20 protein-coding genes are annotated in these 23,190 nt (G+C 67.3%); 6 read left to right on the forward strand and 14 right to left on the reverse strand.

The features are described from left to right. The first annotated feature begins 84 nt into the window (after positions 1–84). Complete coding sequence (locus FDK12_RS12895) at positions 85–2,043, forward strand: M13 family metallopeptidase (RefSeq protein WP_137369937.1); 1,959 nt, start codon at positions 85–87, stop codon at positions 2,041–2,043. 71 nt (positions 2,044–2,114) lie between these two features. On the opposite strand, the gene FDK12_RS12900 is transcribed toward FDK12_RS12895, so the two are convergent. The 5 genes from FDK12_RS12900 to FDK12_RS12920 form a co-directional block, all read right to left on the reverse strand. Continuing rightward, the gene (locus FDK12_RS12900; protein ID WP_137369938.1) at positions 2,115–3,668 is read right to left on the reverse strand and encodes an LCP family protein; all 1,554 of its coding nucleotides are present in this window, start codon (positions 3,666–3,668) and stop codon (positions 2,115–2,117) included. 202 nt (positions 3,669–3,870) lie between these two features. After that, on the reverse strand, positions 3,871–4,800 hold the full coding sequence (era, locus tag FDK12_RS12905) for a GTPase Era (protein WP_137369939.1): 930 nt from the start codon (positions 4,798–4,800) through the stop codon (positions 3,871–3,873). After that, positions 4,787–6,097, reverse strand: a complete 1,311-nt coding sequence (locus tag FDK12_RS12910) for a hemolysin family protein (protein ID WP_137369940.1) — start codon at positions 6,095–6,097, stop codon at positions 4,787–4,789. Before FDK12_RS12910 ends, era begins: the two co-directional genes overlap by 14 nt. Further along, positions 6,094–6,567, reverse strand: a complete 474-nt coding sequence (gene ybeY, locus FDK12_RS12915; protein WP_137369941.1) for an rRNA maturation RNase YbeY — start codon at positions 6,565–6,567, stop codon at positions 6,094–6,096. The genes FDK12_RS12910 and ybeY overlap by 4 nt, the downstream gene beginning before the upstream one ends. After that, complete coding sequence (locus tag FDK12_RS12920; RefSeq protein WP_137369942.1) at positions 6,564–7,598, reverse strand: PhoH family protein; 1,035 nt, start codon at positions 7,596–7,598, stop codon at positions 6,564–6,566. Before FDK12_RS12920 ends, ybeY begins: the two co-directional genes overlap by 4 nt. Positions 7,599–8,026: 428 nt before the next feature. Here FDK12_RS12920 and FDK12_RS12925 point away from each other — a divergent pair, with 428 nt between their 5' ends. After that, on the forward strand, positions 8,027–9,025 hold the full coding sequence (locus tag FDK12_RS12925; protein ID WP_137369943.1) for a GerMN domain-containing protein: 999 nt from the start codon (positions 8,027–8,029) through the stop codon (positions 9,023–9,025). Between the two features lie 26 nt (positions 9,026–9,051). Here the strand turns inward: FDK12_RS12925 and FDK12_RS12930 are convergent, their stop codons facing one another. The 3 genes from FDK12_RS12930 to hrcA all read right to left on the reverse strand — a co-directional run bounded on the left by FDK12_RS12930 (position 9,052) and on the right by hrcA (position 12,076). Beyond that, entirely contained in the window at positions 9,052–9,819 is a 768-nt protein-coding gene (locus tag FDK12_RS12930; RefSeq protein ID WP_137369944.1) for a 16S rRNA (uracil(1498)-N(3))-methyltransferase, read from the reverse strand. A 2-nt stretch (positions 9,820–9,821) separates the two neighbouring features. Continuing rightward, the gene (gene dnaJ, locus FDK12_RS12935) at positions 9,822–10,952 is read right to left on the reverse strand and encodes a molecular chaperone DnaJ (protein ID WP_104118838.1); all 1,131 of its coding nucleotides are present in this window, start codon (positions 10,950–10,952) and stop codon (positions 9,822–9,824) included. Between the two features lie 110 nt (positions 10,953–11,062). After that, a complete protein-coding gene (gene hrcA, locus FDK12_RS12940) occupies positions 11,063–12,076 on the reverse strand; it encodes a heat-inducible transcriptional repressor HrcA (RefSeq protein ID WP_137369945.1) in 1,014 nt (337 codons plus the stop codon). 176 nt (positions 12,077–12,252) lie between these two features. Here hrcA and FDK12_RS12945 point away from each other — a divergent pair, with 176 nt between their 5' ends. After that, entirely contained in the window at positions 12,253–13,104 is an 852-nt protein-coding gene (locus FDK12_RS12945) for a DUF3097 domain-containing protein (protein WP_137369946.1), read from the forward strand. A 77-nt stretch (positions 13,105–13,181) separates the two neighbouring features. Further along, entirely contained in the window at positions 13,182–13,598 is a 417-nt protein-coding gene (locus tag FDK12_RS12950) for a DUF4870 domain-containing protein (RefSeq protein ID WP_104118841.1), read from the forward strand. 79 nt (positions 13,599–13,677) lie between these two features. Here the strand turns inward: FDK12_RS12950 and hemW are convergent, their stop codons facing one another. Next, positions 13,678–14,907 (reverse strand): radical SAM family heme chaperone HemW, encoded by a 1,230-nt coding sequence (gene hemW / locus FDK12_RS12955; RefSeq protein ID WP_137369947.1) that lies wholly within the window; start codon positions 14,905–14,907, stop codon positions 13,678–13,680. Between the two features lie 30 nt (positions 14,908–14,937). Beyond that, the gene (gene lepA, locus FDK12_RS12960) at positions 14,938–16,791 is read right to left on the reverse strand and encodes a translation elongation factor 4 (RefSeq protein ID WP_181036494.1); all 1,854 of its coding nucleotides are present in this window, start codon (positions 16,789–16,791) and stop codon (positions 14,938–14,940) included. A 186-nt stretch (positions 16,792–16,977) separates the two neighbouring features. Here lepA and FDK12_RS12965 point away from each other — a divergent pair, with 186 nt between their 5' ends. Together FDK12_RS12965 and rpsT are read left to right on the forward strand one after the other, a co-directional pair. Further along, positions 16,978–17,523 carry a type II toxin-antitoxin system PemK/MazF family toxin gene (locus FDK12_RS12965; protein WP_137369948.1) on the forward strand — a complete coding sequence of 182 codons (546 nt, stop codon included), beginning with the start codon at positions 16,978–16,980 and terminating at the stop codon, positions 17,521–17,523. Between the two features lie 247 nt (positions 17,524–17,770). Next, positions 17,771–18,031, forward strand: coding sequence for a 30S ribosomal protein S20 (gene rpsT / locus FDK12_RS12970; RefSeq protein ID WP_087075755.1), 261 nt, complete (start codon positions 17,771–17,773; stop codon positions 18,029–18,031). 199 nt (positions 18,032–18,230) lie between these two features. On the opposite strand, the gene holA is transcribed toward rpsT, so the two are convergent. The 4 genes from holA to FDK12_RS12990 form a co-directional block, all read right to left on the reverse strand. Then, complete coding sequence (holA, locus tag FDK12_RS12975) at positions 18,231–19,241, reverse strand: DNA polymerase III subunit delta (protein ID WP_137369949.1); 1,011 nt, start codon at positions 19,239–19,241, stop codon at positions 18,231–18,233. A gap of 87 nt (positions 19,242–19,328) precedes the next feature. Then, positions 19,329–20,084 (reverse strand): ComEC/Rec2 family competence protein, encoded by a 756-nt coding sequence (locus FDK12_RS12980; protein WP_137369950.1) that lies wholly within the window; start codon positions 20,082–20,084, stop codon positions 19,329–19,331. Then, positions 20,084–22,066: a ComEC/Rec2 family competence protein gene (locus FDK12_RS12985; RefSeq protein WP_137369951.1), complete on the reverse strand. Its 1,983-nt coding sequence runs from the start codon at positions 22,064–22,066 to the stop codon at positions 20,084–20,086. The genes FDK12_RS12980 and FDK12_RS12985 overlap by 1 nt, the downstream gene beginning before the upstream one ends. Beyond that, on the reverse strand, positions 22,063–23,097 hold the full coding sequence (locus FDK12_RS12990; RefSeq protein ID WP_137369952.1) for a ComEA family DNA-binding protein: 1,035 nt from the start codon (positions 23,095–23,097) through the stop codon (positions 22,063–22,065). The genes FDK12_RS12985 and FDK12_RS12990 overlap by 4 nt, the downstream gene beginning before the upstream one ends. Between the last annotated feature and the right edge of the window lie 93 nt (positions 23,098–23,190).

A 23,190-nucleotide genomic window follows, 5' to 3' on the forward strand; every position in this document is an offset into this window, starting at 1 on the left:
ACCATAGCACGGCACATAGGATGGCTTCCGGGGCGCTCGGACGGGCGCCGCAGGCCCAGCAGCACGAGGAAACGGGTAGCGACAATGACGATCAGCACATTCGATCCGGACAATCTCGACCGGACGGTCCGCCCCCAGGACGATCTTTTCCGTCATGCCAACGGTGTGTGGCTGAGGAGCGCCGTCATCCCCGAGGATCGTCCGCTCGCCGGATCCTTCACGGCGCTGCGCGATGCCTCCGAGCTCGCGGTCCGAAGCATCATCGAAGAGGCCGCCGCCCGGGCCCGCAGCGGCTCGGCGGATGGGATCGACGCGAAACTCGGCACCCTGTACTCGGACTTCATGGACACCGGCCGTATCGAGACGGAAGGGACCTCCCCCATCGTGCCGCTGCTCGACCGCATCACGGCAGTGACGAGCGTGGAGGAACTGGTCGAACTCAGCGCGGAGCTCAGCAGGTCGGGTGTCCAGGGCTTCGTCGCGGCGTACGTCAGCAACGACGCCGGCAACCCCGAGCGTTACGTGCTCCACCTCCACCAGTCGGGCCTCGGCCTGCCGGACGAGTCCTACTACCGCGAGGACGCCTCCGCGGAGACACGCGAGAAGTATTCCGCATTGCTCGCGACCCTCTTCGGTTTCGTCGGCACGCAGGATGCGTCCGGTGCCGCACAGCGCGTGCTCGCACTCGAGACGCGCCTCGCTGCGTCGGCGATGGACAGGGTCGAGCGGAGGGACCCGCAGAAGACCTACAACCTGGTGCAGCACGACGACGTCGCCGGGCTTTCGTCGCACCTCGTACCCTGGCTGCGGGTCGTGACCGACGAGGCCCCCCAATCTGCTGAGCTCGTCATAGGTCAGCCCGGGTTCGTGCGGGGCCTCGACGCCGCCCTGCGCGAGGAGGACCTCGGGACGTGGCGGGAATGGCTTGCGGCCCGCGTCCTGCTGCATGCGTCCGACTATCTCGGCGAGGCGTTCGTCGACGCCGCGTTCTCCTTCTACGGAACACACCTCGCAGGCACACCGAAGCTGAAGGACCGCTGGAAGCGCGGCGTCGCGCTCGTGGAGGGTGCGATGGGCGAGGCCATCGGCCAGCGGTACGTCGAGCGGCACTTTCCCGCGACGCACAAGGCCGCCATGCTCGATCTGGTCCGCAACCTCATCGAAGCCTATGAATCGAGCATCTCCGCTCTGACATGGATGACGGACGAAACCCGTAGCAGGGCACTCGAGAAGCTCTCGCAGTTCACCACGAAGATCGGCTATCCGGAGGAATGGATCGACTACGGCCCGCTCGAGGTGCGGCCGTCGGACCTCTACGGCAATGTCCTTCGCGCAGGTGAGTTCGAGCACCGCAGGCAACTCGCCAAGCTGGGCGGACCCATCGACCGCGGAGCCTGGCTCATGACCCCGCAGACCGTCAATGCCTACTACATGCCGACGATGAACGAGATCGTCTTCCCCGCCGCGATCCTCCAGCCGCCCTTCTTCGACATCGAAGCCGACGACGCGGTCAACTACGGAGCGATCGGAGCCGTCATCGGTCATGAGATCGGGCACGGCTTCGATGACAAGGGCTCCCAGTTCGACGGCACAGGGCGGCTCGCAAACTGGTGGAGCGAGGACGACCGGAAGGCGTTCGACACCCTGACCGGGCGGCTGGTGGAACAGTACGCGACCCTCCAACCGGCCGAAGTGCCGGGCGGGACGGTGAACGGGGAGCTGACGCTCGGCGAGAACATCGGCGACCTCGGCGGGCTGGGCATCAGTTACCGCGCCTATGTCCTGAGTCTCGGGGGCGGGGAAGCCCCCGTCATGGGCGGACTGACGGGGGCCCAGCGCTTCTTCCTCTCCTGGGCGACGTGCTGGCAGCAAAAGATCCGTCCTGAAGAGGCCAAGCGCCGCCTGACGGTCGACCCCCACTCGCCGAACGAGTTCCGCTGCAACCAGGTGGTCCGCAACCTCGACGAGTTCCACGAGGCGTTCGGAGTGCAGCAGCCGGACGGCCTGTGGCTCGCGCCGGAGGAGCGGGTGAGGATCTGGTAGACCGGCCGCTGCCGTGCCGGGCGTCGGCAGCGGCAGACGCCGGGCCTTCGGCTCGTCGCGCCCGCTGACACTCAGAAGCCGGACGACGCCTGGCAGGTAACCTGATCGGCGGTCTGGCCCTCGAGGTCGGCGCCGAGCGGCGGGACGACGACCTTCGACCCGGTGGCCAGGTCGGCTCCGACGAGGAGCTCGATCCCGACAGCGGTCTCGTCGAACAGGACCTCGCTCTCGGGGACCCCGAGACGCGCGGCAAGATCGGCGGCAGCGCCGTCGTAACCGGTGCCGAAGAAGATCTGCGAGGTCTCGACGGGCATCGACTCGAACGGGGCCGCCTGTGCATACCCGGCCTGGACGAGGAGCTGCACCATCTCGGCCGCACGTGTCGTGTCCGTCGTCGCGTTGATGACGAGGACGGGAACCGATGCAGGATCGATGGCGGGGGCTTCAGGAGTGGCGGGCGCCGCCGATGGCGAGGCAGTGGATGTGCCCGGCGTCGGTGTGGGCGCGGGCGTCTCCTCGGTGAGCCCGCGGTCCTCACGCAGTGCCTCGAACAGGGGGTCGGCGGCTTCCTCATCGAGGACGAGGCGGTTGGGGTCCTCGACCCAGGGAACGGTGGGTACCGTCACGAAGGCGATGTTGCCGAGGTCCACGTTCTTCATCCGGTCGGCGATCTTCAGGAGTTCCGTGGGTTGGGACAGTCCCTCGTCGACCGTGAGGTTGCGCGTGATCACATCGGCGATCGCATAGAGCTTCGGAAGGTTCGTCAGGGTTCCCTCGGCTTGGACCTTGCGAGCCATCGAGGCCATGAACGACTGCTGGGCCGCGATCCGGCCGGTGTCGCCCCCATCGCCGAAGCTGTGTCGCGTCCGCAGGAAGGCGAGCGCCTGGTCACCGGCGACCTCGCTGGTCCCGGCCGGCAGCACCAGTCCGGAGTATTCGTCGTTCACCGGCTGGTCCACGCAGACCTCGACACCCCCGAGGGTGGACGACAGTTCCTTCACGGCGTTGAAGTCGGCCATCATGAAGTGGTCGACCGAAAGGCCCGTGATGTCGTTGATCGCGGCGACCGTGCATCCCGGACCGCCCTCCCCCAGCGCGCCGTTCAGCTGGCCGAGCTCCACGGCGTCCGAGACGTCGCCCGTCTCGGGATTGACGCAGCGGGGCAGAGGCGCCAGCAGGTCGCGCGGGAAGGAGACGACCGTGACGTTCTCGCGGTCCGCCGAGAGCGTCACGAGCATCATGACATCCGAGTTCCCCTCGCCGGCTGATTCGCTCTCGTCGCCGAAGAAGGCCCCCGTGTTGCCCGTCCTCGTATCCGTTCCGAGGACCAGTATCTGCAGCGGATCGGTGCTCGAGTCGACGGGAAGGCCGGACTCCTGACCCTCACCGAGGTTCAACGGCATCGTCTGCACGTTCGCCTGCAGCCGGAGGACCTGTACAGCCACGAAGGCCACGGCAGCCACCAGCACCGAGGCCATCAGGATGGCGGTCAGCTTCAGCCCGCGGTGTCGCCCACCAGACCCCAGGTGCCGGCCGCCCCGGTCGGCAGCTCCGGACGGTCCCGAGGGTGCCTCCTCGGCGACGCTGGCACGGGCTGCGCCCTCGCGTGACAATCGGCGGGTCATGCCCGGGCTCCTTCAGGTGGATGGTCAGGGTGGATGTGCGCCGCCGGTCAGGCGGCTATCGGTGTCGCTCGTCGGGCGGCTCCGCTGCGGATCACTGGGCCCAAGGCCCTGGTTCCGCGTGCCGACTGTTCGGACGGAGATCGCGCACACCAGGGGTCGCACTTCCCCGTTCCCAACGAGTGGCCTGCAGGAGTAGTGCCCGTCAGAAGCCGAGCTTCACGAGCTGCTTGGGGTCGCGCTGCCAATCCTTCGCCACCTTGACGTGCAGGTCGAGGTAGATCCGGGTTCCGAGCAGCGCCTCGATTCCGCGGCGCGCGTTCGTGCCCACCTCCCTGAGCCTCGCGCCTCCCTTGCCGATGATGATCGCCTTCTGCGACGGCCTCTCGACGTAGAGATTCACATGGACGTCGAGCATGGGATTGTCCTCGCTGCGTCCCTCGCGCGGGATCATCTCCTCGACGACGACGGCGAGCGAGTGCGGCAGTTCGTCGCGCACTCCCTCGAGGGCGGCCTCGCGGACGAGCTCGGCCACCATGACGGCCTCGGGTTCGTCCGTGAGCTCGCCACCGGGGTAGAGCACGGGAGATTCGGGCATGTGCGCACTGAAGACCTGAGCGACAGTATCGACCTGGAAACCGTCGGCGGCCGACACCGGCACGATGTCCGCCCAGCCGTCGGCACCGGCGACCTCGGTGCCCAGTCTCGAGACCGCGAGGAGCTGCTCCGTGAGCGCTTGCCGGTCCACGAGATCGGTCTTGGTGACCACGGCGATCAGTGGCTTGCGGTTGAGCCGCGCGAGTTGCTCAGCGATGAAGCGGTCACCGGGCCCGATCTTCTCGTTGGCCGGCAGGCAGAAGCCCACGGCATCGACCTCTGCGAGGGTGTCTGCGACGAGATCGTTGAGCCGCTGCCCGAGGAGTGTGCGCGGGCGGTGCAGGCCCGGGGTGTCCACGAGGACGATCTGCGAGTCCTCGCGGTTGACGATGCCACGGATGGTATGGCGGGTCGTCTGCGGCTTGGCGGACGTGATCGCGACCTTCTGCCCCACCAGCGCGTTGGTCAGGGTCGACTTGCCCGCGTTCGGGCGTCCGACCAGCGAGACGAACCCGGCCCTGTGCTTAGCGTCGCTCATTGTCAGCCTCAATCGTCTCTCGTTCGTCGTGCTCTGTGTGCTCGGGTGGCAGCCGGTACGCAATCACGTGGGACACCCTGTTGCGTCGGCCCTCCACGCGCTCGGCGCGCAGGCCGATACCGTCAATTGTGACCTCCGAACCGACGATCGGCACCCTTCCGAGGGTCTTGGCGAGCAGACCGCCCACCGTGTCCACCTCCTCGTCCTCCAGGTCCAGTCCGAACAACTCGCCGAGATCGTCGATCCCCATCCGCGCACTCACGCGGTACTCGCCGTCGGTGAGCTGCTCCTGCTCCGGAACCTCGGAGTCGTACTCGTCGACGATCTCTCCCACGATCTCTTCGATGAGGTCCTCGAGCGTGACCAGTCCGGCTGTGCCCCCGTACTCGTCGATGACGATGGCGACATGGGTGGACTCGCGCTGGAGCTCCCGCAGCAGGTCGCCCACGGGCTTCGATTCGGGCACGTACCGTGCCGGCCTGCAGTCGGCATCGACGGGACGCGAGAGGTTCGAGGCCGGACGGCCGTGCAGATTGGCGACGACGTCCTTCAGGTACAGCAGCCCCTTGATGTCGTCCGAGCTCTCACCGATCACGGGGATCCTCGAGTAGCCCGAGCGCAGGAACAGCGACATCGCCTGGTTCAGCGTGGAGCCTGACTCGATCGTCACCATGTCGGTGCGCGGCACCATGACCGAGCGCACCTTCGTGTCGCCGAGCTCGAACACGGAGTGGATCAGCTCCGCCTCGTTGTCCTCGATCATCTCGGCGTCCGAGGCGCGCGAGAGAAGCTCGCGGAACTCCTCCTGGGTGAAGAAAGCGGCTTCGTCGCGCGCGGCACCCGGAGTGATAGCGCTGCCGATCCGCACGAGCCAGCGCGGGATCGGGCCCAGCACGGCGCAGAGGAACGCCACCAGTCCGGCGGTCAGGCGGACGACAGCGGCGGCATGGGTACGTCCGAGTTGTCGAGGGGACACCCCGACGATCACGAAACCGATCGCTGCCATCACGGCCGTGGCCAGGAGCCCCGCGAGCCAGACGCTGTCCAGCAGGTCGTGGAACAGGATGGCGACGGCGACGGCTCCGGCCATCTCGAACCACACCCGCCAGAAACGCAGCGCATGCATGTGGGCGACGGGTGCGCCCAGGATCCGCCGCAGCGATGACGTGCGCGACCCCTGGACGAGGGCTTCGCCCTCCTGTCGCGGCAGATAGCTGAATGCTGCTTCCGCAGCGGTGACGAGGGCAGCAGTGAGGGCGAACAGCAACCCCATGAGCCCGAGGAGCCAGATGGTCAAGCGCGAGTCTCCCGGGGTGCGTTGCCGCCGAGGAAGTCGGAGAGGAGCTGGCGCTGCAGGCCGAACATCTCCTTCTCCTCCTCGGGCTCCGCATGGTCGAATCCGAGGAGATGCAGGACGCCGTGGGTCGTCAGGAGGAGAAGCTCGTCATCCGTGCTATGACCCGCTGCCGCACCCTGGGACGCAGCGACCTCGGGGCACAGGACGATGTCCCCGAGAAGCCCGGCGGGGGTGACACGGCCAGGGGTGCCGGGCCGCAACTCGTCCATCGGGAAGGAGAGCACGTCCGTGGGCCCGGGCTCGTCCATCCATTCGACGTGGAGCTTCTCCATGGCGGCGGTGTCCACCAGGATGATCGACAGTTCGGCCTCGGGATGGACGAACAGGGACTCGAACAGGAAGTTGGCAAGACGGACGAGGGACTCCTCCTCGACGTCGTACCCTGACTCGTTGTTGACCTCGACGCTCATCGTGCCGCCACGGGCCGGGCGGAGCGGGACTGGCCGGCACGCTGCTCCTCGTCCCAGGCGCTGTAGGCGCTGACGATGTCACCGACGAGGCGGTGCCGGACGACGTCGGTCGCGTCGAGCTCGCTGAAGTACACGTCGTCGACGTCCCGCAGGATCTCACTGACGATCCGGAGCCCGGAACTCGTGCCGTTCGGAAGGTCCACCTGCGTCACGTCGCCTGTCACGACCATCTTCGATCCGAACCCCAGACGCGTGAGGAACATCTTCATCTGTTCCGGAGTGGTGTTCTGCGCTTCGTCGAGGATGATGAATGCGTCGTTCAGGGTTCGCCCTCGCATGTAGGCCAGCGGCGCCACCTCGATCGTCCCGGCTGCCATCAACCGTGGAATGGAATCAGGATCCATCATGTCGTGCAGCGCGTCGTACAGGGGCCTCAAGTAAGGGTCGATCTTGTCGTTGAGGGTACCGGGCAGGAATCCCAGGCGCTCCCCCGCCTCGACCGCCGGCCGAGTGAGGATGATCCTGTTGACCTCCTTGTGCTGCAACGCCTGGACCGCCTTGGCCATGGCAAGGTAGGTCTTGCCCGTACCGGCGGGTCCGATGCCGAACACGATGGTGTTCCGGTCGATCGAGTCGACGTACGTGCTCTGGTTGAGCGTCTTCGGCCGGATGGTCTTTCCGCGCGACGTCAGGATGTTGACGGACAGAACCTCGGACGGGCGGGCCGCGCTCTGCGTCTTGAGCATGGTGACCAACTGCTCCAGGACCTGGGGCGAGACGGTCGCGTTGTTGCTCGCCATCGTCTGGATCTCGCCGATGAGCCGCTCGGTGCGAAGAACGTCTGCAGAGGGTCCCGTAATGGACAGCTCGTTGCCCCTGGCCTGGAGGCCGATGCCGGGGAAGGAGTCCTCGATCAGACGGAGGGCTTCGTCGTTGGAGCCGAGTGCCTGCACCATCTGTTCGGTCGAATCGAACACGAACGTCCTCGTGTCCAGTCCTGCTGCGTTGATGCCTGTTGAAGATTCGCTCATAGATCGGCCGTCCGGCCTTCGATCGCCCCTCGTTCGAGTAGTCGTCCCAATGATGACGTGGTGCTGCGCCGCTTCCACTGCCCGAGCCGTCCTGCTCTGCACCGGCAGGCCACACCATCAAGGGCGGGCGTTGACAATGTTACGCCATGCCCCGCTTGGTCACCTGAAGGGAAAGGGGCTTGATTCCCCGGCAACCCGGGCACTACAGCACCCGAGCGACACTCGGGTTTCGTCGCGAATCGGCAACAGGTTCGTATCGATCGGGTTTCAGTCCCGGCGTGAATGCTCATTCGTCAGGATCGGTCCATGGCGCTATGCCAAGCTGAACCAGACCCGTGTCAGCTCCCACCAGCAGTCGGCGTCGGTAGGTCGCACAGATTCCAGTCAACGAACCGCGCACACACGCGCCCAGCGGAAAGGGGCCCGGCATGAGCGAGCAGGACCCCCTGCGGAAGAACCGGTTGGGCCTGCGCACCATGCTGCTGGTGTCCGGGGGCGTGCTCGTCGCCAGTAGCGTCTTCCTCCTGCCGAACGTCGGCCTGGTGCAGGGTACTGCACCAACGACCGCCCTCCCGGATCCACCCATGACGTCCGCGACTCCGGGGCGCACTGCCGCTCCGTCGGCGGGCGCTTCACCGAACGGCAAGGAAACCGGCTCCGGTTCCAGCAGCGCGGCACAGCCGCTTCTTCCGGTCTACTGGCTCGGGGGCGTCGACGGCCAGGACAGGTTGTTCCGCGAGTTCCTGCGCGCACCTACCGGGTCCGTGGGGGACCCGATCGCCGACGCGGTCCGGCTCATGACCTCGAGCGAGCCCCTCGACCCCGACTACCACTCGCCGTGGCGAGCCGCGTCCAGCGTGAGCTCCTCCATCAGCACGAAGAACGTCATCACCCTCGATATCTCGTCCGACGCCTTCGATGCGAGCCTCACGCCGGACGAAGCCCGCCTCGCCCTGCAGCAACTCGTCCACACCGCGACTGCTGCCGCCGCGAGTGCAGCCCTCATCGCGGGTGGGGAGTCGAGTTCCGTCGTCGTCCTCGTCGACGGAGCCGCAGGCTACCGGGCTTTCGACGCCATCGATCTCGACGGCGAACTGACCCGGGACGCCTCCACGCTCGCCCCGGTCTGGATCATCGATCCGCAGGAAGGCGTGGGCTCCGACGGCAGCCTCACCATCCATGGCCTGGGGCCCGCCTCGGAGGAGTCGCTGAACTGGCGTGTGGATCGCCTGGCCGACTCGACGTCGGAGGCTGGAACAGGTGGGACCGATCTCTTCCGCGATGGCAGGGTCGACATCGTGCCCGAAGAAGGAGCACCGGGCGCCTACTCCTTCTCCGTGACACTCCCGCCCGGACAGTACGAGATCTCCGTGTCGGTTCCGACGGACGGCGAAGCGGCCGACACGAAGAACGTCCTCGTCCGGTAGATCGGCCGTCCGTCGCGCCTGTCGGGCTACCAGCGCCCGAGAAGGTGATTCAGGAGCACGAGGGCCGCCGGTCCCGCCGAGGAGGACCGGAGCACGTGCGGGCCCAGCCGGGCCGGCAGCGCTCCGACCGCACCCAGCTTGGCGAGTTCGGCGTCGCTGATGCCGCCCTCGGGTCCCACCACCACAGCTGTCGACGACGGCGCGTCCAGGGCTCCGCCCGCCTCCAGCGCGGCAAACCGTTGGGCCAGGGTCTCCCCGGCATCCTCGTGCAGGATGACCATGTGGTCAACGGCCCCCGACCACGCGGCGAGCCGTGTCGTATCCATGACGCCATGCACCTCGGGGACGAACGAACGCCGGGACTGTTTCGCGGCGGCACCGACGAGGGAGACCCACTTCTGCCGGCCCTTGTCCGCCTTGTCCCCGCGCCAGCGGACGATACTGCGCTCTGCGTGCCACGGAACCACGGCGTCGACGCCCAGCTCGGTGGCGGACTCGACGGCCTGCTCGTCCCGACCGCCCTTCGCAAGGGCCTGGACCAGCACGAGCCGGTGCCGCGGCGCCGGGTCCTGCCCGACCGACTCGACCTCGAGCTCGACACTCCCCGTGCCGACCGCCGTGATGACGCCGCCGATACGGTAGCCCGAACCGTCCGAGACGTCGATGCGCTCTCCGGGAGAGAGCCTACGGACGACGGCAGCGTGGCGCCCCTCGTCACCGCCGAGAAGGAACGCGCTGCCGGGTGCAGCACCACGCACGGCCTCGACCGGCCCGAAGAAGAGGGGACGCGTCACGGTCAGCGGTTCCCCAGGCGCTCCCGCAGCCGCGCGAACACTCCGGAGCCGCTGCTGTCGAGCTGGCCGTCCGTGTACTCCTCGTTGCGCAGTTCCGCCAGTTTGCGCAGGAGTTCCTCCTGCTGGTGGTCCAGGTTCCGTGGCGTCTCGACGTTCAGGTGGACACGCAGGTCTCCCCTGCCCTGGTTCCTCAGGTGCGTGACGCCCAACCCGCGCAGCGTCAGGATCTCGCCGGACTGGGTGCCCGGCTTGATCATCAGTTCCTGATCGCCGTCGAAGGTGTCGAGGTGCACGCTGGTGCCGAGGGCAGCCGCCGTCATCGGAATGCTCAGAGTCACGTGCAGGTCGTCGCCGTCGCGCAGGTAGGTCGAATCCGTGTTGACGCGGATCTCCACATAGAGGTCACCCTGCGGGCCGCCCGCGATGCCGGCCTCGCCCTGGCCCGCGAGCTGGATCCGGGTGCCGGTGCTGACACCGGCGGGCACCTTGATCGTCAGCGTGCGGCGAGCACGGACGCGTCCTTCACCGCTGCACTCGTGGCAGGGGTTGGGGATGACGGTGCCGTAGCCCTGGCACGTGCCGCAGGGCGCGCTCGTCATGACCTGGCCGAGGATCGAGCGCACGGCGCGCTGGACCTGACCGGAGCCGCCACAGATGTCACAGGTGCGAGGCGAGGTACCCGGTTGGCAGCAGCTGCCGTCACACGTGGGGCACACCTCGGCGGTGTCCACCTCGATCTTCTTGTTGGTACCGAAGACCGCGTCCCGCAGGTCGATCCTCACATTGATGAGCGCGTCCTGGCCACGGCGTGTGCGCGAGGGCGCGCCCGCCTGCTGGCCGCCGCCGCCGAAGAACGTCTCGAAGATGTCCTGGAAGGCGAATCCCGACCCCGAGTACCCCGAACCGTAGCCGTTGTCGGTCCCGTTCTCGTTGCCCGTCGTGTCGTACACCCGCCGCTTCTGCGGATCCGACAACACCTCGTAGGCACGCGTGACGAGCTTGAACTCCTCGGCTGCATTCTCACCCGGGTTCACATCCGGGTGAAGTTTCCGGGCAAGCTTGCGGTATGCCTTCTTGATCTCCTCCCCGGTAGCGCCCTGCTCCACACCGAGGACCTCATAGTGGTTACTCACTCGTGCACTTCACTTCCTGTCGAAATCTACTGTCGTCTGCGAAATCTACTGTCGTCCGGCCGCCGGACCCTGCGGACGGAGATGCCTGGACGGCCTTCGAGCGCCGTGGCCTACTCCTCGAGGACCCTCGAGAGATAGCGGGCGACCGCCCGCACGGCGGCCATCGTCGTCGGATAGTCCATGCGCGTGGGGCCGAGGATGCCGAGCTTCGCCCCCGCATCCGGGCCGTAGCCCGTCGCGACCACGGACGCTTCCGACAGTCCGCCGTAGGGGTTCTCGCTGCCGATCCTCACCGAGATACCGCGCGCGTCGTACTCCATCTCGGACAGGAGCCGCAGCATGACGACCTGCTCCTCGAGGGCCTCGAGGATAGGTCCGATGCTCAGTGGGAAATCACCCGTGGATCTCGCCAGGTTCGCTGTCCCTGCCAGCAGGATCCGGTCGTCGCGTCCGAGCCCGGCGAGCTGCTCCAGCGCCTTCACGATCGTACCCCCGTGCGTCCTGAGAGGCGGCGGCAACTGCGAGGTGACGATACCGAGCTCCCCGGGGAGCGCCGTGAGTTTCACGCCGGACACTGCCGAGAGGATCCGCTGCTTGAGCTCCGCGAGCTCGGCCTCGTGGATCTCCGCAGGAGTGCGAACGATCCGCTGCTGCACGGTGCCGTTGGTCGCGATCAAAACCACGAGGACCTGCTGCGGTGCGAGCAGCACGCATTCGATGTGGCGGACGGACGCCCCACCCACACGGGGGAACTGCACGACTGCCACCTGGTTGGTCAGCTGCGCGAGCAGGCGCACGGTCCGGTCCATGACGTCGTCGAGGTCCTCTGCACCCTCGAGCAGCGTCTGGATGGCCTTCTTCTCGGGCGCCGACAGCGGCTTTACCTCGGAGATACGGTCTACGAAGAGCCTGTACCCCTTGTCCGTCGGGATACGGCCGGAGCTCGTGTGGGGGGCCGCGATCAGACCCTCCTCCTCGAGGACCGCCATGTCGTTCCGGATGGTCGCGGAGGAGACTCCGAGCTGGTGGCGGTCGACCAGCGCCTTCGAACCGACGGGCTCCCGCGAATGGACGTAGTCCTCGACGATGGCCCGGAGCACCTCCAGGCGTCTCGGTTCACTCACTCCTGTGTCACCTCCGGTCTGTCCTGTCTTTCACGAGCATGCGTGGCGGGCGGTTCCGAGCGGTTAGCACTCGACACACCCAAGTGCCAAGTCTAGTACGTCCGGGGCGATTGTTAGCATTGGGAAACCCGGGTGCGGCAGACCGCCGAGGCCCCTGGTGGAAGGACGGCTCGGGGATGGAATACGGCTGGGGAGCACAGGACATCTCGGCGCCGAAGCGGGTCGATCTGCCCGATGTGCCGGTTGAGAAGGACATGGTCCTCGAGGACGTGCAGAGCGGTTTCGTCGGCGCTGTGGTCCGCGTCGAGAAGTCCGGCGGACTGCACGTCATGGTGCTGGAGGACCGGCGCGGAAAGCAACGGACCTTCAGGCTCGGTCATGGGTTCCTCCTCGACGGTCAGCCCGTCCACGTCGTGGCACCCATCCTTCGCACCGCGACGACTCCCGGCCGTACGGCGTCCGGCTCCGTCCGGGTCGAGGGAGTGCGGGCAAGGACGGCGAGGGCCAGCAGGATCTGGGTCGAAGGGCAGCACGATGCAGAGCTCGTCGAGAAGGTGTGGGGCGATGACCTGAGGCTGGAGGGAATCGTCGTCGAACCGCTTCATGGCATCGACGACCTCGAGGGCGCCATCCGCGCTTTCGATCCGGGACCGCAGCGACGACTCGGCGTGCTCGTCGACCACCTGCTGCCGGGAACCAAGGAGGCGCGCATCGTGCGGCAGGCCATGACCGTGCCGGGAGCGCATCACCACGTTCTGATCGTCGGGCATCCCTACGTCGACGTCTGGCAGGCCGTGAAGCCGGCTGCGCTCGGGCTCGGGGCATGGCCGGTGGTGCCACGCCACCAGGACTGGAAGACAGGCATCCTCGCCGGACTCGGTTGGCCGCACCAGGACAAAGCGGCTATCGCCCGCGGCTGGAAGCGGATTCTCGCCGGCGTCACCACGTACGCCGATCTCGAACCCTCACTCCTGGGGCGGGTCGAGGAGGTCATCGATTTCCTGACCGCACCCGCGGGCCCACGATGAGCCGACTAACACAGGCAACCACGTATCCTTAAAACACAGTCCGCGGGAAGTTCTCGCCACTCAGCAAAGGAATCACGTTGTCCAATACCGCTGACCACCAGCACAACGGACGGGCCGAAGCCCAGCCGGCGTTCGAAGGCACGCCGGCGAATGCGCTACCGCTGACGGCATCCGAGGACCGCCAGTTCGCAACGTTGGCACACTTCGGCGGGATCCTGGGGTTCATCCCCTCCCTACTGATCTTCCTCATCTTCAAGGACAGGGGCCCCTTCACTGCGCAGGAATCCAAGGAGGCGTTGAATTTCACGCTTCCTCCGACGCTCCTCGCCCTGGTCGCCTGGCTCCTCTCGCTCGTGCCAGAGATCGGCGGATTCTTCGCCGTGGTGAACGCCCTGATCTGGGTCACGATCACGATCTTCTCGGTGAACGCGGGCATCCAGGTCAATCGCGGGAAGCCGTACCGTTACGCCTTCAACCTCCGCTTCCTCCGCTAGCACGCCACGTACGGGCCGCGCCCGCCGTCGTCCGAGAGGCCGAGGTTGCGTCCGACCCGACGTGCCGGCGGCGCCTCGCTCAGTCCGGCAGCAGTCTTCGCACGACGGCGTCCGCGAGCAGTCGGCCCCTGAAGGTCAGGACCAGGCGACCTGCGAAGGCGGCTGCGGGCTCGACGAGCCCCTCGGCGATGAGCCCCGCGACGGCGCGCCTGCCCGCCGGCGTCAACCTGCTCGTGTCCAAACCCTCACGCAGACGCACGCGCAGCATGACGTCCTCGACGTATCGGTCCTCCTCCGACAGCACCTCGCGTCCGGCGGCCGGCGAGTGACCCTGATCCAGCGCCCCCGCATACGGGCTCGGGTGCTTGACGTTCCACCAGCGGGTGCCGCCTACGTGCGAATGCGCACCGGGCCCGGCTCCCCACCAGTCGCCGCCGCGCCAGTACGCCAGGTTGTGCCGGCACGCGTCGGCGGGCGTCCGCGCCCAGTTGCTCACCTCGTACCACTGCAGCCCACCGGCCGTCAGCATCTCCTCCGCGAGGGCGTACTTGTCGGCGTGGTCGTCGTCGTCGATGGGCGGTACCTGACCACGCCGGATGCGCGTCGCGAGCTTCGTACCCTCCTCGATGATCAGGGCGTAGGCGGAGATGTGGTCCGGGTCGTAGGAGAGCGCGGTGGCCAGCGACGCGCGCCAGTCCTCCAGCGACTCCCCCGGCGTGCCGTAGATCAGATCCAGGCTGACCTTCAGGCCCGCCTCGCGCGCCCAGCGGACGGCCTGCGGCACGCGCTCCGGCGAGTGGGTGCGGTCGAGGACTGCGAGGACGTGCGGCACGGCCGACTGCATGCCGAACGACACGCGCGTGAAGCCCGCGTCCTTCAGCACGCGCAGCGATTCCGGCGTCACAGAATCCGGGTTCGCCTCCGTCGTCACTTCGGCGTCCGGGGTCAGGCCCCATTGTGCGGCAGCTGCACGAAGGATCTGCGCGAGGTCCTCCGCCGGCAGCAGGGTGGGAGTACCGCCTCCGAAGAACACAGTGGACAGGGGCCTCGCAGGCACTCCCGAGGCGTTCAGCGCCCGGGCGCCGAGTGCGATTTCCGACAGCACGGAGCCGGCATACGCGTCCTGCGACGCTCCCCCTCCGAGTTCGGTGGCGGTATAGGTGTTGAAGTCGCAATAGCCGCACCTGACGGCACAGAACGGGATGTGGACGTACAGGCCGAAATCGCGCTCCGTCGCTCCTTCGGCTGCCGCGGAAGGCAGCACACCGTCCTCGGGCGCTGGAAGGCCGAGCGGGAGCGCGCTAGGCATGCGCGCGCTCCCCCACGGTCGAAAGCAGTGTCACTTCTTGGCTTTGTCCTTCGACTCGTCCGATGACAGCGCGGCGATGAAGGCCTCCTGGGGTACCTCGACGCGCCCGACCATCTTCATGCGCTTCTTGCCTTCCTTCTGCTTCTCGAGCAGTTTCCGCTTACGGGTGATGTCGCCGCCGTAGCACTTGGCGAGGACGTCCTTGCGGATGGCACGGATGCTTTCGCGCGCGATGATCCGTGCCCCGATGGCGGCCTGGATGGGGACCTCGAACTGCTGGCGCGGAATCAGTTCACGCAGCTTACCGGTCATCATGACTCCGTAGGCGTACGCCTTGTCGCGGTGCGTGATGGCGCTGAACGCATCGACCTGTTCACCCTGCAGCAGGATGTCCACCTTGACGAGGTCGGAGACCTGGTCGCCGTCGGCCTTCCAGTCGAGGGAGCCGTAACCCCTCGTCTTGGACTTCAGGAGGTCGAAGAAGTCGAAGACGATCTCGGCCAGTGGCAGCCTGTACCGGATCTCGACGCGGTCCTCGGACAGGTAGTCCATGCCGCCCAGCACGCCGCGGCGCTGCTGGCAGAGCTCCATGATGGCTCCGACGAACTCCGAGGGAGCGAGGATGGTGGCTGACACCATCGGCTCGCGGACTTCGGCGATCTTGCCCACCGGGTACTCGCTGGGATTCGTCACCTTCATGACGCGCTTGTCCTCGAGGGTCACCTCGTACTCTACGTTGGGTGCGGTCGAGATGAGGTCGAGGTTGTACTCACGTTCCAGCCGCTCGCGCGTGATCTCGAGGTGCAGCAGGCCGAGGAAGCCGACGCGGAAGCCGAAGCCCAGCGCCGCAGATGTCTCCGGCTCGTAGACCAGGGCGGCGTCGTTCAGGGTGAACTTCGCCAGCGCGTCGCGGAGGACCGGGTAGTCCGTGCCGTCGAGCGGGTAGAGCCCGGAGAACACCATGGGCTTGGGGTCCTCGTAGCCGCCCAGCGATTCGGCAGCCGGCTTCTGGAGGTTGGTCACGGTGTCGCCGACCTTCGACTGGCGAACGTCCTTCACGCCCGTGATGAGGTAACCCACCTCGCCGACACCCAGCCCTTTCGAGGGCTTCGGCTCCGGCGAACTGACGCCGATCTCGAGCAGTTCATGGCTCGCCCTGGTGGACATCATCTGGATGCGCTCCCGCGGGCTGAGCTTTCCGTCGACCACGCGTACGTACGTCACGACGCCGCGGTAGGTGTCGTACACGGAGTCGAAGATCATGGCACGGGCAGGAGCATTCGGATCGCCGGTCGGAGCGGGGAGATCACGCACGATCTTGTCCATGAGCGCTTCGACGCCCACGCCCGTCTTGCCGGACACCATGAGGACGTCCTCCGGCTCGCCGCCGATGAGGCTCGCCAGTTCCGCCGCGTACTTCTCGGGCTGAGCGGCAGGGAGGTCGATCTTGTTCAGCACCGGGATGATCGTGAGGTTGTTCTCCATCGCGAGGTACAGGTTCGCGAGGGTCTGGGCCTCGATGCCCTGGGCGGCGTCGACCAGAAGGATGGCGCCCTCGCATGCCGCGAGCGACCGCGAGACCTCGTACGTGAAGTCGACGTGGCCGGGGGTATCGATCATGTTCAGGGCATAGGCGGTGCCATCGACCTCCCAGGGCAGGCGGACCGCCTGCGACTTGATGGTGATGCCGCGCTCACGCTCGATGTCCATGCGGTCGAGGTACTGCGCCTTCATGTCCCGCTGCTCAACGGCTCCGGTGAGCTGGAGCATGCGGTCGGCCAACGTCGATTTACCGTGATCGATGTGCGCGATGATGCAGAAGTTCCTGATGATCGCCGGATCGGTGGCGGCAGGCACCGGCGCGGTGCGGGCCATGGGTGACACGTAGGTTCCTCACTTTTTCGGGACAGGGTCCGGCATGCAGGTACCGGCCGAGCCGTCCTGTGCGGGTAGGGCATGCGCTGGGCGCCGGCCTTCCCACTAGTGTCCCACGGCGCCGCACGGCTCCGGCAATCGCGCCGGCACCTTCGGCGCAGGACCCGGAGAGGTGGTGGTCGGTAGGATCGCTGCATGGCGATCACCCTCCGCTCCCTCCTGTCGCTCGCAGGTCGCATCGCAAGCGCTGTCAACAGCACCCCGGCCACGCGCGGCACCGCGGCTCCTCCGCGAGCCCGCGACCGGAGGCGGCCCCGAACGACCGTTCCTGCGTCCCCCACGGCTCGACGAGCGGCCGATCGACGGGGTCGAGCCACGCTCGGCTATTCGCCATCCAGTGACGGCAATCCGGATCCCGGGGAGATCGTATGGACCTGGGTGCCCTATGAGGACGACCCGGCGCAGGGCAAGGACCGCCCTGTGCTCCTGATCGGGCGCGAAGGGAGCGAACTCCTGGGATTGATGCTGACCAGCCGCGATCGTAACAACGCACGCGACCACGATGCGCGCTATGTGGATATCGGGACGGGCGGTTGGGACCGACAGGGACGCCCGAGCGAGGTGAAGGTGGACCGCCTCCTGCGCATCGATCCGGGCCAGGTGCGGCGGGAGGGCGCGGTCCTTCCTCGCCAGCGCTTCGAACAGGTGATTGCTGCCGTCCCCGACAGCCTGCTGGGGTAGCGACATTCCGGTCCTGCTCGGTGGCAACGCGGTGCGCCAGAGGCAGGACTCATCGGCTGTGGGGAGCGGCCACGCAGGTGCCGCTGCTCGGGCGTTACGCGTATTTCTGGTAACCTTTATAGCTGTGTGTCCGCGCAGGTCTCCGGGCACTTTGGCCAATCGTCACACGGTATCCCCACGCCGCTCAGTCATTGGTTGGCCGAAATACCCTCACGACCAGTCCGCAATACAAAGAAAGTTCTCATACGTGGCAAATATCAAGTCCCAGAAAAAGCGCATCCTCACGAACGAAAAGGCGAGGCAGCGCAACAACTCGGTCAAGTCCGAGCTGAAGACCGCCATCCGCGCCGTCAACACGGCCGTCGAAGGTGCTGACAAGGACGCTGCCGCAACGGCTCTGCAGGCAGCCAGCCGCAAGCTCGACAAGGCTGTCAGCAAGGGTGTGCTGCACAAGAACAACGCAGCGAACCGCAAGTCCGCCATCTCCAAGAAGGTCAACGCGCTCTAAGCTGCGAATCCTTCGCTGGAGGGCCGGTTCCTTTCGGAGCCGGCCCTCCAGCGTTTAACCGCCCTGTCCGATACCTGCCCTGAATCCTTTCGACCGGCATAGCGGCTGAGGCGGCCAGTACTCCCCGGCAGCCACATCAGCTATTCCGGGCAGCCACATCAGCCGTTCCGGGCAGCCGACCCGCCGTTCCGGGCAATGCTCACCCGTCTCCGAGCGCGATGACCGTCACGGCACGCTCGACGGCGTAGACGGGGTCGCGCGACTCGCCCTTCACCTGGGCATCCGCCTCCGCCAGTGCCCGTACACAGTGCGCGAGTGCTGCTGAACTGAAGCGCTGCGCCTCTTTTCGCGCCTGGTCGACCTGCCACGGAGCCATTCCGAGCTCCTTGCCCAGCTGGATCGACGACCCGCGAACGCCGTGCACCCTGGCGACGGCTCGTACCTTCATGGCGAGTGCGGCGACGATCGGAACCGGATCGGCGCCCGTCGCGAGCGCGTGGCGCAGCATCGACAGAGCTTGAGCTGTACGACCGGCGAGAGCGGCATCCGCAACCTTGAAGCCGGTCGCCTCGACACGGCCTCCGTAGTACTTCTCCACCGTCTCGGCCGTGACGTCGCCCGCGGTGTCCGCCATCAGCTGCTGGCATGCGGCTGCGAGTTCGGGCAACTGCGAACCGACCGCTGCGACGAGCGCGCGTACGGCGTCAGGGTCGATGCGACGGCGTGCCAGGCGGAACTCCGTGGCGACGAACTCCGCTTTCTCGCCATCCTTCTTCAGGGGCTGGCAATCGACGATCGTGGCCTGCGAGGCCCTGATGGCGTCCAGCAGCTTCTTGCCGCGGTTGCCTCCCGAGTGACGCAGCACCAGGACGACGTCGGGGGCAGGATCGGCCAGGTAGGCGAGGGTATCGACCAGAAAGGCATCGTTCATCTGAGCCAGCCCGGACACTTCGATCACCGTCCAGTCACCGAAGAGTGACGGACTGGCATGCATCATGAGGGTTCCGCCCTCATAGGAGACGGCGTCCAGCCTCACGAGCTCCGCTGCTGGCTGCGCGGTGCGCACCTGGTTGCGGATCGATTCCGCCGCTTTCGATGCCACGTAGTCCTCGGGTCCGGAGAGCAGCACCACGCCGGCGGGCCTTACGTCACGCCATGTGGCCTGCTGGCTCGAGCCGCTGGTGCGACCGGCGGGTGATCTTGTTGCCACGTGGCGTCGTTCCTTCCGTCAGATCCATTCCTACTGTTTCACGGTGGGACCGCACCGCAAAGCTGCGAGGCCGTCGCGCGGTTGTTCTCAGCGCAGTTCGCGAACCTCCAGCGTGCTGCCGACGACCTCTACGGTGAATGAGCCGAGCTCGTCCGTCCGGGCTGTTGCGATTCCGGCTCGTGCAAGTGTCTCGAGGATCGCAGGGTGCGGATGGCCGTAGTCGTTGTCCTCACCGACCGAGATGAGCGCGAGGCCGGGGTCCACGGCCTCGATCAGCGAGCTGCCCCCATTTCTGGCGCCGTGATGGGCCACCTTGAGTACGTCGACTCCCCTGTCACTGAGACCCGTCGCGGAGGACAGGAGGGCGTCGGCGGCGTCCTCCTCGAGATCCCCCGTCAGCAGGAGTGTGACAGGGCGGTCGGGTGTCGGCACCACGACCTCGAGCACCGCGCTGGCGTTGTTCTCCTCGAAGGTGGGTGCGCCCGGACGGGGCCACAGCAGCTCGACAGTGATCGGTGGGAGATCGATCACGGTGGTGCTGCTCAGCTTCTCTGCCTCCACTCCTGCGGCAGCAGCTGCAGCGGTTACCTCCGACGGCAGCCTTTCCTCGCCGGAGGAGTAGTAGATAGCAGACACCGCACGATCACGTATGACGCCTCCGACGCCGCCGTAATGATCGTCGTGCAGGTGCGTGATGACCAGCGCATCGATCACGTCGACCTGCAGCCTGTCCAGGCATCGGTCCATCGCTTCGGGTTCCGGTCCCGTATCGACGACCATCGCGTGGCCGGGCGTCGTCCTGACCACGATCCCGTCCCCCTGGCCGACGTCGCACAGTGCCATCACCCAGTCGCCTCGCGCAGGCGTATCGATGCGTCCGAGCAGGAGGAGTCCGGCCGGAATAGCGGCGACGAGGAGGAACGAGACGGCAAACAGGATCCCCGACGCCGGCGGGCAGGCACGGGCACACGGTCGTACCCGGCGGGAGCGACGTGCGGTTCCGACCGGCCGATGCGTGCCGGCGAGCGGAACGTTCGTCCTGGCCCGCCCGAGACGCGAGGAGCGCCTCCTGACGCGGCCCCGTGGCCGGGGAACGAGCCCCGCCCGGCAAGGGGTGCGGACCCGGAGATGGCCTGCCCGCGTCGCGGGTGTCGATGCTGCCGCAGGAACGCGCCCCGTGCGCCGACGACCCGGAGGCGCTGGGTCAGCGGGACCTTCACGCGGCAGGCGACCGCCGTGTGCTGGGCGAGGAGGAGCAGCAGCGCCAGTGACGCCAGCGATGCCAGTGCTGCGACGATGGCCCCCGGTGGTCCCGCGATCCACGGCAGGGTGGCGCCAGGTGCCGTTGCGAGGATTTCAGCGACACCGGCTACCCATCGAGTGCCCCACTGAGCGGCGCCGATGAGGGGTGGAGCCAGTACGGGAGCTGCCACCAGCGCGAGGACAGCCACCATTCCCAGCAGGGTGATGGCAGGTACGACGGGCGACGCGAGGACATTGGCGGGCAGGGAGTATGCGGGTAGCGCGGGTTGGATGAGGACGATGATCGGCGTGCAGAAGAGTTGCGCAGTCAGCGGTATCGCGAGTATCTGGGCAATGCTTCGCGGCAACGCCGTTCCTAGTGCAGCCGCCACCATCGGTCCCGCGGTGACGAGACCCAGGGTCGCGGCGACCGACAGCATGAATGCAAAGGAGATCGAGAGCCATGGATCCACCGCGAGCAGGACGATGATCGAGAGCAGCAGCAGGGTCAGTGACACCTTGCCCCGACCGGACAGCACAGCCGCTACGCCGATCGTGCCCATCACCGCTGCGCGGAGCACGCTGGGCTCTGGCCGAACCAGCATCACGAACCCCGCAAGGGCGACGACCGCACCCGTGCAGGCTGGAAGCCTCGGCACGCGGACGGCGCGCAGTCCGAGGAACGCAAAGGCTACGACGTAGGAGCAGTTCGCTCCGCTGACGGCCGTCAGGTGGGTCAGGCCGGTGGTCTGCATGGCTTGCTCCAGTTCGCTGTCCAGGCCTATCCGGTCGCCCAGCGCCATGCCGGGGAGCAGACCGCCGTCCCGACTGTCCTGGACGGCCTGGTGTCGGAAACGGCCCCGCAGGTCACCGGTATATCCGAGCCAGCCTCCTGCGGCTGCGATCGTCGGACGACTGGAGGGAAGGAGCACGGCTGCGGCCTTGCCGACCCGGTCCGGGGCCTTGACGGTGCCTATGACGCGCACGGTGTCTCCTGTCCCCACGCCGGCCCATTCTGAAGAGGCTATGACGACGACCGGCGTCCTTGCAGCGAAGCTGTCGCCGTGCAGCACTCCTCCTACGACATCGCCGTCGACGAGATAACGGTCCCCGCCATCGAATGCTCCCGGTTCCAACAAGGACGGCTCGCCCGTGACCCTGAGGACGGCGGTGAAGGAGGTGCCACTCCGGACGGCTTGATCCAGCGGTCCGGCTTCAGACCGTGTGAGGCTCCCGCCGGCGGAGAGCAGCACCAGGGTCACGGCCGCTACCGGGGCCAGTGCGAGGGCCGCCAGCGGCACCCTCGGGTGCCCTGCCGCGCAGGGGATGGACACCAGACACGTGAGCACCAGGCCAGCAGCGACAGCAAGAAGACCTGCGGCAGACACGGCTGTCGCCTCCGCGTGAACGGCGATGGCGGCTGCTGTCCATGCTGCTGCCGCGGACGGGAGCAGTCGTAGGTCCCCCTTCCATCGAGCAGGAGGTGGCTGACGACCCTGCTTCCGGCGCGCATCGGCGCTCTCGTTCCGCGGCCGGTGCTGCGCGGCGAACAATGAGAACGACCCCGCGCTGATCCTGCTCACTCCGCCACGATGAGCGGAAGGATCCCGTCCAGCAGGGCAGGACCGATACCCGGAACCGCGTCGATGTCGGCTGCCTGTACGAACGGCCCGTGCTCATCCCGCCAGTCGATGATGCGCTGCCCGAGAACCGGTCCGACTCGGGGCAGTGATTCGATCTCGGCCAGTGACGCGGAGTTGATGTCGATTGCTCCCTCGGGACGCGAGGTCGCTCCGCTTACCGCGGCGGCCCCGTCCGGTTCGGCCGTCCGCCCGCCTGATGGCGATGCCGGTGCTTCCTGCGATGGACCACCCGCTGGCGGCTCCTCCCCCACGGCGAGGAGATGGACATGCTGCCCGTCCGCAGGGATTCCGGCGAGATTGATGCCTTCGAGATCCGCCTCCGGCAGGGCCCCGCCCGCCCTGTCGATGACCTCGAACAACCGTGTGCCCGCTGCGACGGTGACGACGCCCGGCGTGGCTACGGCCCCCGTGACATAGACGACGACCATCGCGGACGACGAGCTAGTCGCCGTGGCACCCGGCCGCGTGCCGGAGGACGGTTCTGGAGTCGTTCCTGAAGATGCCGCTGTCGTATCGGAACCAGTCGCGGAAGCCACGGAGGATGAATCTGACTCGCCCGAAGACTCGGCATCGAGCTGCACCGACACGGCGGCGGCCGAGGGCTCGGAGCTGCGGACGAGGAACATCGCCGCCCCTATCGCCAGGGCGACCCCGAGGAATACCAGGGCGGCCGAGCGTGCCACGCGCCATCGCACACCCGGACGTGCGGGCCATTCCTCGCCCTCGACATGCCCCGGCGTGGATTCAGGAGTGACCACGTCGTGCTGCGGCGGCGGGGGCTCTTCCTGCACGTCCACGTGCAGGAAGCCAGGAGCGTGCTCCTGGCGCGTCCAGCCGTCGGCAGCTACTTCCAGCGGTCCCCGCGGCGACAACAACTCGGACGTCCGTGGTGTCAGTGACCCCGACGCCCCTGCTGCCGGCGACAATCGCGCCCCGGCATCTCCGGCGACAGGCCAACGGTGCTTTCCCATACCCAGACGCTAGGAGCACGGGATGCGGCACCGACGGCATGCCCCTGCTATGTGGACATCTGCCCGGCCCCCTACCTCGAGGCGCTCCTGGCT

Source organism: Arthrobacter sp. NamB2 (assembly GCF_005281365.1).
Lineage (GTDB): Bacteria > Actinomycetota > Actinomycetes > Actinomycetales > Micrococcaceae > Arthrobacter_D.

Excerpts from the sequence above, each read along its gene's own strand:
- era (WP_137369939.1), bottom strand. The coding sequence starts at position 4,800 with ATGAGCGACGCTAAGCACAGGGCCGGGTTCGTCTCGCTGGTCGGACGC.
- ybeY (WP_137369941.1), bottom strand. The coding sequence starts at position 6,567 with ATGAGCGTCGAGGTCAACAACGAGTCAGGGTACGACGTCGAGGAGGAG.
- FDK12_RS12900 (WP_137369938.1), bottom strand. The coding sequence starts at position 3,668 with ATGACCCGCCGATTGTCACGCGAGGGCGCAGCCCGTGCCAGCGTCGCC.
- FDK12_RS12920 (WP_137369942.1), bottom strand. The coding sequence starts at position 7,598 with ATGAGCGAATCTTCAACAGGCATCAACGCAGCAGGACTGGACACGAGG.
- hemW (WP_137369947.1), bottom strand. The coding sequence starts at position 14,907 with ATGCCTAGCGCGCTCCCGCTCGGCCTTCCAGCGCCCGAGGACGGTGTG.
- FDK12_RS12895 (WP_137369937.1), top strand. The coding sequence starts at position 85 with ATGACGATCAGCACATTCGATCCGGACAATCTCGACCGGACGGTCCGC.
- FDK12_RS12965 (WP_137369948.1), top strand. The coding sequence starts at position 16,978 with ATGGCGATCACCCTCCGCTCCCTCCTGTCGCTCGCAGGTCGCATCGCA.
- FDK12_RS12925 (WP_137369943.1), top strand. The coding sequence starts at position 8,027 with ATGAGCGAGCAGGACCCCCTGCGGAAGAACCGGTTGGGCCTGCGCACC.
- FDK12_RS12980 (WP_137369950.1), bottom strand. The coding sequence starts at position 20,084 with ATGGCACTGTGCGACGTCGGCCAGGGGGACGGGATCGTGGTCAGGACG.
- FDK12_RS12990 (WP_137369952.1), bottom strand. The coding sequence starts at position 23,097 with ATGGGAAAGCACCGTTGGCCTGTCGCCGGAGATGCCGGGGCGCGATTG.
- FDK12_RS12945 (WP_137369946.1), top strand. The coding sequence starts at position 12,253 with ATGGAATACGGCTGGGGAGCACAGGACATCTCGGCGCCGAAGCGGGTC.